Here is a 13,188-nt window from a genome sequence, read left to right on the forward strand (position 1 = left end):
GCCCGCAGTCGGCGCGCCCCGCCGCGCTCACCCGGCCGCGAGCAGGGCGGCGACGTCCTCGCAGGAGTGCTCCTCGATGGCCCGGCAGTTCGCCACGTCAGCCCACGGCCACCAGCCGCACCCCTCGGTGTCCTCCTCGCACGCCGCTTCGAGGTCCGGAGAGACGACGAGGTCGCAGATCTGATGCGGCGACGGCCCCTCCCACACCACCGTCGGCCCGCACTCCATCCCTTCGCGCCCGCAGTGCCTCTCGCGCGTCTGCACCAGCGCGGTGCCGTCGCCCAGCACGAAGATCAGCGATTCGGTCTCGTCGACGTACGGGCCAGGCGCGAGCATCGAGCGGAGGACGCCCTTGCCGCCTCCGGTCACCAGCTTGGCCGCGCACGGGAGCGCCTCTGGCGGGATCGGATAGGCGTGCATCGTGACCGGCTGACAGCTCGGCTCGAAGTCGCAAGCGAACAGATCGAGAGCCGGATCAGGCGCATCCACGCCGCCGCCCGACGTGGTGTCGGACGAGTCCGGCCCGGGATCCGCGTCGTCGCCCCTGTCCGGCTCCGCCTCGGCCTCGGCGCCGTCCGAGCCCTCGACGACGCGAGCGCAAGCGCTGACGAATGGAAGCTGCGCCGCTGCCAGCAGGAGCGCTCCTTGAATGACGCGATGTGCTCTCATGGTATTGCCCTTTCCCAACGAGCCTGTGGAGGTTGTGCCAGGCATGGCGCAAGGCAAGCGGCGCGCCACACCGTCCTCGCATCGCGGCGGCGCCGCTGCGCTCCGCGGCTCCAGCTCTCACCCGCACGCGGACAGCGGCGGGACGACGTCGCCCGAAGCGCCATGAAATTGACGCGCCGCCTTCAGCGCTTGCCTCTGACCCACGATGGCACAAACGGGCCATCAGAGCCACCACCCGGCACATAATGACGCAGCTCCGTGCCTCGAAGCCCTGTTGGAGCCCCAAAGCCTCCTCTTGCAATGGCGCTGTTCTCGAAGCAGTATCGCGGCGGAACGGGCCAGCTTGCCTGTGCCCCTCCCTTGGTTTAATTTGTAATGAGTCTTACTTATCCTTGTCCACTTCGAGGCAGCGTGACGGACGCGGCATCTTGGCGTTTTGAATGTCGTTACGGCGTCGCTCTCGACGGTCGCAGATGCTCAGGGAAACATCGTTTACCAGAACAACGGCTTCTTCCCCATCGACGAGCGGAGCTTCATAAACACCGTCACTCATCACCGCTGCCGTAAGCCAGGAAATGCGCGCACCAGGTCACAGCCACCTCGACGCATGGCGGCGTCCCCCGTGCGCCACGATCACGAAAACGGATGCCGACCCGAAAAATCGAGGCGATTGCGTGATCAGATCGGCGTGCTGCGGGAATTCCCCCGGGCCACACCAGCGAGGTGCAACCTGGGTGACACCCAGCCAACTCGTGCAGAGCAGGCGAACTCTGCCTCCGAGCTTCATCTGTCAACAACTATCGACCACGGAACCCAGCCCGACTGCAGGCGACGCGGCGTGCAGCGAGGGGCCTTCCGCGCCGGACCGTGTCCGGGCGTCAAGGGCCTCGTGATCACCGGGATCGCGATCACGATCGCGCGGCTCGCCGCAGGGATTTGGACGATTGCATAGGAGCGCCCGGCCTTAGCGCCGGAGGTCACGGCCCGTGTCCAGCGCGGGCGCGTCGACGACGCCGGTCAGCCGCATCAACGAGGGAAACACCGTTATGAGTTACGCACGCATGGTCATCAGGAAGGGTCGAATCGGATCCTCGCTACTCTGCTTGCTGCTCCCCATGTCGCTCGCTTCGTTGACCGCCTGCGGGTCGGATGGAGCGAAGGGCGATCCGGGAGAGCCGGGCGCGCCCGGCACGCCCGGCGCGCCCGGCGAGCCGGGGCCCGAGGGCCCGCCCGGCGAGACGCCCGTGTCGCCGGTCGACCCGGTGACGGGCTCCCTGGAGAAGTACGTTTCGACCGAAGGTGGAGCGGGTCGCTTCCCCCTCGCCGTGGGCGGCAAGGTCGCTCCGCTGGTCGTCAGCGAGGGCGATTATGCGGGCGTGAACCGCGTCGTGGACGACCTCGCGGCGGACATCCAGCGGGTGACCGGCACTGCCGCGGCCGTCAACAACGAGATCCCGGCGTCGGCGAAGGAAGTGGTCCTGGTCGGGACGGTGGGCAATAGCCCGATCATCGATCAGCTGGTGGCGGACGAGCGGCTCGACGTCTCCGGCCTGACGGGGAAGTGGGAGACGTTCGTCACGCAGATCGTCGAGCAGCCGGTGGAGGGCGTGGACCGAGCGCTCGTCATCGCCGGCAGCGACCAGCGCGGCACCATCTTCGGCGCGTACGACCTCTCCTCGCAGATCGGCGTGTCGCCCCTGTACTGGTGGGACGACGTCCCGGCCCAGAAGAAGCAGGCGCTCTTCGTGCTCCCCGGGCAGCACACCCAGGGCGAGCCGAAGGTGAAGTACCGCGGGTTCTTCATCAACGACGAGAACCCCGCGACGGGCAACTGGGCGGCCAAGATGTTCGGGCCGGGCAAGGCGGAGGGCTTCCCCGGAGGCCTCAACCACCTTTACTGGGAGAAGATCTTCGAGGTCGCGCTCCGCATGAAGGCGAACTACATCTGGCCGGCCGTCTGGGGCCGCGCGTTCGGCGAGGACGACCCGGAGAACCACGCGACGGCCACGCGGTACGGCGTCGTGATGGGGACCTCGCACGAAGCCCCGATGATGCAGGGTATCGAGGAGTGGAATCGCCACGTGGTCGCGGCGCAGAGGGATGCGGCAGGCACCATCACCAAGCCAGGGAACGATCCGTACGGCGGCACCGGCGAGTGGCGCTTCTCGGTGAACTCCGAGGCGCTGAAGAAGCACTGGACCAAGGGCATCCAGCGGATGGTCGACGAGAAGATCGAGGGCGTCGTCACGCTCGGCATGCGCGGCCCCGGCGACGTCAGCCTGCCCCCGGCGGACGGCATCCCGCTCATGAAGAACATCGTCGAGTCCCAGCGGAAGATCCTCGCCGACGTGACGGGGAAGGACGTGACGACCATCCCCCAGGTCTGGACGCTGTACAAGGAGATCCAGGGCTACTGGGACGCCGGCATCGACGTGCCGGACGACGTCACGGTGGTCTATTGCGACGACAACTGGTCCAACATGAAGCGCCTGCCGGAGCTCGGCAAGGAGCGGGCCGGCGGCTTCGGCCTCTACTACCACTTCGACTACGTCGGCGGCGGCCGTAACTACAAGTGGGTCGACACGATCCTCCTGCCCAACGTCTGGGAGCAGCTCCACCTCGCCTACAACTACGGCGTGGATCGGCTCTGGGTCGTCAACGTCGGAGACTTCAAGAACGAGGAGCTCCCGCTCCAGTTCTTCCTCGACTACGCGTGGAACCCGGACCGCTGGCCGGTCGAGCGCATCGGCGACTGGGAGCGGCGGTGGACCGAGCAGCAGTTCGGCTCCGAGCACGCGGACATCATCGCCGACATCCTGCACAGCTACGCGCTGCTGCAGTCGGATCGCAAGCCGGAGCTGACCAACCGGAAGATCACCGTCGATTACGACCTCATGGTCAGCGCGCCCACGACCGACGTCCCGGATCCCGACACGGCCGCGATCACGTACGACGACGGCGCGAGCCCGTTCAGCCTCACCAACTACCGCGAGCTCGAGAGCGTCACGGAGGAGTGGGAGGCGCTGGCCTCGCAGGCGGAGTTCGTGGAGAAGCTCCTGCCGGAGGAGGCGCACGACGCCTACTTCCAGCTCGTGCTCTACCAGGTGAAGGCGACGGCGAACCTGTACGCGCTGCGCCTGGCTGGGTTCAAGAACAAGCTCTACGCGGCGCAGGGGCGCGCGGCCACGAACGACATGGCGGCCGTCGCCGAGGCGCGGCTCCAGGACGATCTGGCGCTCTCCTACTACTACAATCACGATCTCGCCGACGGGAAGTGGCAAGGCTTCCAGACGCAGCCCCACATCGGCTACGGCGCGCCGGGGAACCCGTCCTGGCAGCAGCCGGAGCACCAGTACAACAACATCCAGGAGTTCATCTGGCCTGAGCTCGTCTCGATCGATGTCCCCGCGGCGGCGGAGCTCGGCGTGGCGATCGACGGATCGAGCAACTTCTGGACGGGCGAAGGCGCGGGCGACGGGACCACGGTGACCCCCGTGCTGCCCGCGTTCAGCCGGTATCAGACGCAGCCCGAGCAGTACATCGAGGTGTTCAACCGCGGCAGCGAGCCCCTCGAGTACGCGATCGACGTCGCTCTCCCGGTCGAGTGCCCCACCGGCTGGGCCGCGAACACGCCGTGCCCGCCGTGGCTGAACGTCTATCCGAGCCACGGTGTCGTCGACAAGGAGGTGCGCGCGACGGTGAGGGTCGACTGGGTCATGATCCCCACGAACCAGACGTTCCCGGTCGATGTCCCGATCACGGTCACGGGCTCGGACGGGAGCTCGGTGGTGGTCACGGCCCGCGTCGAGGACCCGCGGCAGGTCGCGTGGAAGCCGAACCGCTTCATCGAGGCGAACGGCTATGTCTCGATGGAAGCCGATCACTTCAGCCGCGCGGTCAACACGGATGACGTCGAGTGGAAGCTGCTCCCGGACATCGGGCGCACCGGGTCGGGCGTGACGCCGTTCCCTGTGACGGCCGAGGCCCAGGAGCCCGGCGGCGCGTCGCCTCGCCTCGAGTACGACATGCACCTGACGAGCAGCGGCCCGGTGAACGTGTATGTCTACGTGTCGCCCAGGAACAACTTCCAGAACTGGAAAGAAGGCCTGCAGTACGCCGTGTCGTTCGACGACGGCCAGGTCCAGAGGGTCAACACGAGCCACGCCGTCGAGCTCAACGGCAACGGCAACAAGATCTGGGAGCGGCACACCTCGGACAACGCCAACATCATGCGCACCAAGCACACGATCGCCGCGGCGGGTGACCACACGCTGAAGGTGTGGATGGTCCATCCGGGCGTGATCGTCCAGAAGATCGTGGTGGACGCCGGTGGCGTGAAGGAAAGCCTCCTGGGCCCGCCCGAGAGCTACTGGATGGGCAAGGGGCCGGAGCAGCAGTAAACCATCGTCTGTGAGCAGTCCGAGGGCCCGCCGCGCACGTGCTGCGCGGCGGGCTCTCGTCATTTCTGCGCCCTGGCGCCTATCGACAGCGGATCTTTCTACCGGCGGCGCCGCGATCGTGGACGCGCCCTCTTCGTGCGCCGTGATCGCGCGAATGGCCGATGGTAGGATCCTCGCCGGGGTCAGGGATGCTGCGACAGGCGCTGGGATGGATGGGTGTGGTGACGCTGCTTCCGGCGCTCGCCGCGTGCGGTGAGAGCTCGGGGGCCGGGGCGGCCGGCGGGGGCGGCGCCGGTCAGGCCGCATCGACGGGCGCCGAGGCGTCCACGGGGAGCGGAGCGGGCGGCGCGAGCGGCAGCACGAGCGGCAGCGGAGCCGGCGCCGGTGGAAGCTCCGCGAGCACCGGCGGCGCGGGTGGAACCTCCGCGAGCGCCGGCGGCGCGGGCACGGGCGGGAGCGGAGGCGACGGGACGCCGGGCGCGCCCCAGGGCTTCATCCTCGGCGCGGACATCTCCTGGGTGCAGGAGCGCGAGGCCGGAGGCAAGGTGTTCCGCGACATCGATCCGCGGACGGGTGAGCTCGTCCAGAAGGACATCCTCGAGATCTTGAAGGCGCACGGGTTCAACTGGATCCGCCTGCGCCTGTTCAACGACCCCACCGCGGTGTACGCCGACGCGGCCGTCGACGACGACCCCTACTCGCGCGAGGGCTTCTGCGATCTCGAGCACACGATCGAGATGGCGCGGCGCGTGAAGCGAGCGAACATGGGGTTCCTGCTCGACTTTCACTACAGCGACGTATGGGCCGACCCCGACGATCAACACAAGCCCGTCGCCTGGACCGATCTCGAGGGCGACGCGCTGGCGAGCGCCATGCGCGAGTTCACGCGGGACGCGATCGAGCAGCTGAGCGCCGCCGGCGCGCGCCCGGACATGGTCCAGATCGGCAACGAGATCCCGCAGGGGCTGCTGTGGCCTGACGGCTTCGTCACCGGGCAGGCGTTCCAGGGGCTGGGCTCGCTCCTGAAGGCCGGGATCCAGGGCGTCAAGGACGCCGACGACACCATCACCGTCATGCTGCACCTCGACCGCTGCGACGACAACGCGGCGACGCGCTGGTGGGTCGACGGGGTGCTCGGGCAGGGCGTCGAGTTCGATGTGCTCGGCCAGTCCTGTTACACCGAGTACCAGGGGCCGCCCTCGGGGTGGAAGGCGAACTTCGATGATCTCGTGAAGCGCTATCCCGACCTGAAGTTCGTGGTGGCGGAGTACTCGTGGGAGAAGCGCGCGGCCAACGACCTGATGTTCAATATTCCGGACAAGCGCGGGCTCGGCACCTTCATCTGGGAGCCGACCGAGTGGCACGAGCGCATCTTCTCGCCGAACGGCGATGTCATCGAGAGCATGATCGCTCCCTACGATCAGATGAAGGTCGACTATCGGGACTTCTAAAGCGAGCTCGTGGGGCTCCCGAGGGCCCCCTTTCACGATCACCGTGGCACGTATCTCCTGGCGTTGAGCCCGTCGCCGAGGCTGCCGAGCTCGCGCGGGGTAGAGGGTGCGGCGGGCGGCGAGCAGCGCGCAGGGTGCGCCGCGCCCGAGCGCACGGCAGGCACGAGCTCCCGCAGGCTGCGGCGTGACGGCGGCGTCCTTCGATGCATGGGTCAAGTCGTTGATATAGCGTCGCTTTTTCTCACGAGAGTGCGCCAGATCGCAGCGACGAACGGGCGGCCGGCCGGGGCAAGGTCCCGCAGTTGGCGCTTGACGTTTCGGAAGGCTTTGGATTTCCTTCTCCCTGCGTTGGTTCGTCGAGTTCTCGTCGTCAGGCCGGAGCGCGCCGCCGACCCTTCTCCCTCGGGAGGCGCCAGGAGGAGAGCGGGGAAGCGACGGGGGCGCAGCGGGGGAGCGGCTCCCGGCAGGGGGGTCACGAAGCACTGTGTCCTTCAGCCATCAGGGGGAGCGCCGCTCTCGAGCACACGGCAGAACCAGCGTCGGTCGACGAAAGCGAGCGGGACGCAGATCAATGAACCGAAACAGTCAAGCGCACCACGGTGAGGACGCCTATCAGATCACGGAGACCGTGGCCGTACTGCCGCGCAGCATCTGGCGGCGCGCGCGCCGCGCGACGTCCGGCGCGAGCGTCCTTTTGCACTCGCTCCGGGACGAAGTCGCCCAGCCGCGCCGGGTCCTGGAGCTCGAGCTGCAGATGTGGCGTCGAATCGGCGCGCTCGCGATCGACGGCGGCGTGCGCGAGGTGGACGGCGAGCTCTCGCTCATCATGGAGGACTTCGGAGGCGCGCCGCTCGAGATTCCCGCGAAGGGTCTGGAGGTCGGAACGTGCCTGGAGCTCGCGCTCGGCATGTCTCGCTTGCTGCATCGCTTGCACGAGCAGGGGCTGCTTCATGAAGACGTGAGCCATGGCAGCTTCCTGGTCAATCTCGAGACTCGACGTGTCGAGTTTGCTGATCTCCTGGCGGTCTCCGGGGACGCGGCGAGCGGCGCCGCTTTCGAATCCGCGCCCTCGCTCGCCCACGTCGCGCCGGAGCGGACGGGCCGCCTCAACCGTCGCCCTGATCACCGAGCAGACTACTATTCTCTGGGCGTCACGCTCTTCCAGATGCTGACGGGCCAGCTGCCGTTCGCGGCGAGCGACGCCATCGGCTGGGCTCATGCGCACGTGTCCAAGCGCGCTCCGCTCGTCACGGAGCTGTCGCCCGACATGCCGCCAGTCCTCGCACAGCTCGTGTCCAAGCTGCTCGCGAAGAACCCTGACGAGCGCTACCAGAGCGATCACGGGCTGCTGAGCGACCTGACCACGCTCTGTGAGAGCTTCCGGCGAACGCAGACCCTCCCTGCCGTCGTCCTGGGGGTGAACGACGTTTCGAGTCAATTCATGGTCAGTCGAGACCTCCAGGGACGCGACGCCGAGCTGTCGGCGCTGGGAGGCGCCCTCCACGACGTGTGCGCCGGCAAGAGGCTGCTCGTGCTCATGCCAGGAGCCGCGGGCATCGGCAAGTCCGCCGTGCTCGCGGAGTTTTTGCGACAGCACGCCGGAGCGCCGGCGCGCCTGCTGTCGACGGCGTTCGAGGAGCAATCTCAGGCAGTGCCGCTGTCTGGATTGGCGCAGGTGCTACGACGCCTGGCAGGGGACCTGCTGTCGCTCTCCCAAGCCGAGCTGACGGAGCTGCGGCAGCGCGTGACCGCGGCGCTGGGGCACAACGCAAGCATGCTGACCGAGCTGGTGCCGGCGCTCTCCTGCGTCACCGGTCCCTCCACGGCCATCGTCGCGTTGAACCCCATCGAGGCGCAGCGCCGGTTGCAGCATGTCTTCCTCTCCTTCATCCGTATCTTCGCCACGCCGGAGCGTCCGCTCGCCTTCGTGCTCGACGACTCTCAGTGGCTCGACGCCGCCTCCGCCGAGGTGCTGTCTGCCATTCTGACGAATCCCGACTCGAGTCACGTGATGGCGCTGGCCGCGTTCCGCGGCGGTGACGTCAGCGACGTACCGACGCTCCTGAGCCTGCAGGGGGCGTTGCACCGGGCGAAGAAGGTCGTGCTGACATTGCCGCTCGGGCCGCTGTCCGCCGAGGCGGTCGCCGAGATCGTGGCTCGCTCGCTGCGCGCGCCTGTCGCCGAGGCCCGTGGGCTCGCGGAGCTCGTGAGGCGCAAGACCGATGGTAACCCGTTCTTCATCGGTCAGCTGCTCGTCTCCTTGCATCGACAGGGCATCCTGCGCCTGGAGGTCGAGCGCGGCCGATGGGCCGCCGACGTGCAGCGCGCGGAGGCGCACCCCGCTTGCGACAATGTCGGCGCGTTGATGGCGGATCGCCTCGAGGACCTCGGTCCCGATGCGGCGAGGCTGCTGTCTACCGCAGCGTGCTTCGGCATGCGCTTCGATCTGCAGACCCTGTCGGAGGCCGTGGACAGACCGCTCGCGGCCTGTCTCGAGCTCGTTCGGGAGGGGCTGGCCCATCATCTCCTGTCCGAGGTCTCCGTCGAGGCGCGAGAGGATCCGTCAGCGCCTGGCCCGAGCCACGAGCCTGCATCGTACGCCTTCGAACACTCGCGCGTGCAGCAGGCGGCGCTCTCACGCGCCAGCGACGCGGAGCGTGTGGCAGCTCATGGTCGCATCGGACGGATCCTGCGCGAGCGCCTGCGGGGCGATCGCGCGCCGAGTCGAATCTTCGAGGTCCTTCATCATCTGAACGCCGCTCGCCGCGTGATCCATGACCGAGGAGAGCACCTCGACCTCGTGGAGCTCAACCTGACCGCGAGTCACCAGGCGCTCCAGAGCGGCGCGTGGAGCATCGCGGGGACCCACGCCGAGATCGCCGTCGAGCTGCTGGCCAGCTGCGAGAGCGAGTGTTCGCCGGATCTGGCCTTTCGAGCGATCTTCGCGCGCGCCGAGACGGCGTTCGTGCTGGCGGATCCGCAGGTCGAAGCGCTCTGCGAGGAGGCGTTCAGGGTCGCCCCCGACCGCCTGGCGCGCGGCCGAGTTCATGTCTTGAAGACCCGGATCCTCGAGCACGGCGGGCGAATGCTGGACGCCGTGGCCCAGGTGCGCGCGGCGCTGGCCGAGTTCGGCGTGCGCTTGCCGGAGGCGCCCGACGAGATCAACCAGGGCATCGGTGAGGGTATCGGCAAGCTGCAAGCGCACCTGGCGCGCGTGACGATCGAGGGCCTGCCGGCTCTTCCGACGGCAGAGGACGCAGAGTCGCGCCTGGTCCTCGAGCTGCTGGCCCAGGTGATCCCTCCCGCGTTTCAGACCTATCCGCCCTTGTTCTTCCTGGCGGAGCTCATCATGTTCGACCTGGCGCTATGCCGCGGCGTCAACGCGGTCTCGTGCAAGAACTTCGCTGACTGCGGCATCATCCTCCTCGCGATGCTGGGCGACTACGATGCCGCCTATCGCATCGGCCTGGCTGCCTTCGAGCTCTTGAAGCGCTTCTCGCCGACCCCGGTCGAGTCGGGCGTGTGCTTCGTGTTCGTGGGCTTCCTCGCGCACTGGAAGGCGCCTTACCGGGATCTGTTCGCGGTCTACGACCGAGGGGAGAAGAGCGGGCTCATGCTCGGCGACCTGCAGCACGTCGCCTACGCCAAGAACGATCGCGCCCAGCGCTCGTTCCTGGTTGGCGCGCGGCTGCGGGCCTGCCGCGAGCAGGTCGCGGAGCTGCGGCGGTACCTGACGCACATTTCGGCGGCAGGTCAGCTGGTCGATGCGCTGGTCGTCGAGCGAGCCGTCGCTCGATTGACGGCGCGCGAATCGGAGAAGCAGGCCGTCGCCGCGGCCGACAACGAAGCGACCGCCGTGGTGGTCGCCGAGAAGAGCACCCAGTACAGCTACGCCTACGGGCAAGCCCAGATGATGACGAGCTTCATCCTGGGCGACTTCGCTTCGGCGCGTCAGTGGATGGAGTTCACCCGGGAGTTCTTGATCATCGCGTCGGGGCAGTTCTCGCTCCCCGATTACAAGCTCCTGGAAGGGCTGCTGGCGGCGAGGGCGTGCCGCGAAGGAGGCCCGGAGGCGCGGGAGGCCCTGCTCGCTGTCGTCGAGGAGAACCTGAAGCAGCTCGAGGCCTGGTCCCGTCTGTGCTCGGAGAACTTCGCTCACAAGGCTCACTTCCTGGCCGCCGAGCACGCGCGCGTGACGGGGCAGCCGCTGGAGGTCGTGCTCGCCCGCTACCGCGACGCGATCAGGACGGCCGGAGACGGGTTCATCCACTTGCGGGCGCTCGTCCACGAGCACCAGGCCCAGATGTGGCTATCGCTGGACGAGCCCCTTCACGCCAGGGCATGCCTGGAGACGGCTTACCGGCTCTACGCGGACTGGGGCGCCACGGCGAAGCTCGAATCGCTGGCGCGTGAGCACCCCGCTTTGCTCGCGGATGCCGTCAGAGGAGACATCGCGACACCACGCGGCGCGATGGTGGCCGGCCAGGGTTTCGACAGCGCGTCCCTGCTCAAGGCGACGCAGAGCATCTTCGTCGAGGTCGAGACCGAGCGGCTGTTCGCCGCATTGATGGCCACGTTGATCGAGAACGCCGGGGCAGAGCACGGCTGCCTCGTCTTGCGAGACGACGCCGATCGCGCGTACTACGTGGAGGCGCGCGCCCACGTCGAGCGCCCGATCACGAACCTTTCGCAGCGCGTGGAGTACTCGGAAGCCGATTTCTTGTGCCCCACCGTCGTCAGCTACGTGCTGCGCACGGGAGAGGCCGTCACGCTGGACGACGCATCGAAGGCCGGCGCCTTCCAGGCGGACCCGCAAGTTCGAAGGCGGGGCGTACGTTCGGTGTTGTGCGCTCCCATCATGCGCAAGGGCGACGTCCTGGGCGCGCTGTACGTGGAGAACAACGTCAGCGCGTATGCTTTCACGCTCGATCGATTGGCCGCGTTGCAGGTGATCGCCAGCCAGGCGGCGATCTCGATTTACAACGCCCAGCTCTACGAGAGCCTGGAGCGACGCGTGGCCCAGCGCACCGAGGAGCTGGCGCTCAAGAACGGTCAGATCGCTTCGATGCTCGACAATCTGGACGAGGGCGTCTTCACCATCGACCGGAACCGGCGCGTCGAACCGGGATACTCTCGACGATTGGCGGAGATCCTCGGCCACGCCGAGCTGGCCGGTCGCGACTGCCTCGCGCTGCTGTTCGATGGCTCCAGCGTGCGACCGGACGCGCGGAGCGCGGCAGAGGCAGCGCTCAGCTGCGCCTTCGGTCAAGAGCAATGGCTGGCGGCGCTGAACACCCATCACCTGATCCGTGACGTGGAGCGCACGGGTCCCGGCGGCAAACCTCAGTTCTTGGAGATCTCCTGGAACTTCATCGAGTCGGAAGCGGGCCAGGTGGAGCGCATGTTGGTCACGGTTCGCGACGTGACCTTGCTGCGTAGCTTGAGGCAAGCGGCGCGCAACAAGGAGCGCGAGGTCGACATCATCGTGCAGGCGCTCGATCGCGGCGTCGAGACCACACGAGCGTTCTGCGTCGACTGTCGCGAGCTGCTCGCCGTGAATCGCGCGGCGCTCGGGCTGCAGGTCGAGAGCTCCGAGCAGCTCTGTGATGCCGCCTTGCGCACCCTGCACACCCTGAAAGGGAACGCCCGCCTGCACGGCTTCACGCACCTCGTGGACTGCCTGCACGCTGCGGAGCACGCCTGCCAGGCGTTGCGCCGGGAGCCAGAGCGGCCGATCGACAGGCACGAGCTGCTGCAGCAACTGGATGCCGTCGAGCGAACGGTCGCGGAGTACGAGTCGGTTTGCCAGCAACGGCTGACGGCCGTGATCCAGAGGCTGGATGAACGGAGCGAGGGTGTCCTTCACGACATCCGGGGCCTGGTCGCGACGGCCGCTCCCACCGACCCGGCCGAGGAGCTGGTGCGCAAACTGCGTGGAGCCCTCGCGCGCCTCGACCCTACGTCGGTGGCGCGCTTGGTCGACGAGACGCGCGAGATGCTGCCGGGCTTGGCCGCCGAGCTCGGGAAGCCCGCGCCCGCGGTGCTCACGGAGCAGGCCGAGGCGCAGCTGGCCAGCGACTGGACGGGACTCGTGAAAAACATCCTGGTTCAGTGCTTTCGCAACTCCCTCTATCACGGCATCGAGATGCCTGACGTGCGAGAGCTCGCCGGCAAGCCGGCGCAGGGCCGCATCGATGTTCGCGTGCGGAGCGGAACGCGCGCGCTCGAGCTGCAGATCTTCGACGATGGCAGCGGACTTTCACTCGAGAAGCTGCGTCGGCGGGAGGGCGTTCATGGGCTGCCCGATGAAGCCCTGGCCGACCAGATCTTCCTGTCCGGCGTCTCGACCGCGGAGACGATCGGTCAAGTAGCCGGTCGAGGTGTCGGGCTCGACATCGTGCGCGCGAACCTCCGGGCCCGCGGCGGTGACGCCCTTGTGCGCTTCACCGGGGAGGAGCGCGATGGCCACCGGCCGTTCATGCTGGTCCTCCTCATGCCGAAGAGCGCGCTCGCCTCCCGCTCCTTCGAGCCCCCGGTCGTTCGGTCCTCTTCCTCGCAGGCCTCCTGACGCGCGCCTGGGCCGCCAGGTCGACCCGCGGCGCACCGGCGCCCTCGGTCACGGCGGCTCGTGTCTGCATCTGCATCTGTCGCGCCCGCCCGCGAGGGGT

At 68.0% G+C, this 13,188-nt stretch carries 4 protein-coding genes; 3 read left to right on the top strand and 1 reads right to left on the bottom strand.

The genetic code is table 11. The features are described 5' to 3' along the window. Positions 1 to 27: 27 nt before the first annotated feature. A complete protein-coding gene (locus tag WME95_RS36540; protein ID WP_437903949.1) occupies positions 28 to 669 on the bottom strand; it encodes a hypothetical protein in 642 nt (213 codons plus the stop codon). Between the two features lie 1,115 nt (positions 670 to 1,784). Here WME95_RS36540 and WME95_RS36545 point away from each other — a divergent pair. From WME95_RS36545 to WME95_RS36555, 3 genes are all read left to right on the top strand, one after another. Continuing rightward, positions 1,785 to 5,069, top strand: a complete 3,285-nt coding sequence (locus tag WME95_RS36545) for a glycosyl hydrolase 115 family protein (protein ID WP_437903950.1) — start codon at positions 1,785 to 1,787, stop codon at positions 5,067 to 5,069. Positions 5,070 to 5,290: 221 nt separating this feature from the next. Then, positions 5,291 to 6,520 carry a glycosyl hydrolase 53 family protein gene (locus tag WME95_RS36550; RefSeq protein ID WP_437903951.1) on the top strand — a complete coding sequence of 410 codons (1,230 nt, stop codon included), beginning with the start codon at positions 5,291 to 5,293 and terminating at the stop codon, positions 6,518 to 6,520. A 571-nt stretch (positions 6,521 to 7,091) separates the two neighbouring features. Continuing rightward, complete coding sequence (locus WME95_RS36555; RefSeq protein ID WP_437903952.1) at positions 7,092 to 13,088, top strand: AAA family ATPase; 5,997 nt, start codon at positions 7,092 to 7,094, stop codon at positions 13,086 to 13,088. Positions 13,089 to 13,188: the final 100 nt, after the last annotated feature.

Source organism: Sorangium sp. So ce327, assembly GCF_051530205.1.
GTDB lineage: Bacteria > Myxococcota_A > Polyangia > Polyangiales > Polyangiaceae > Sorangium > Sorangium cellulosum_B.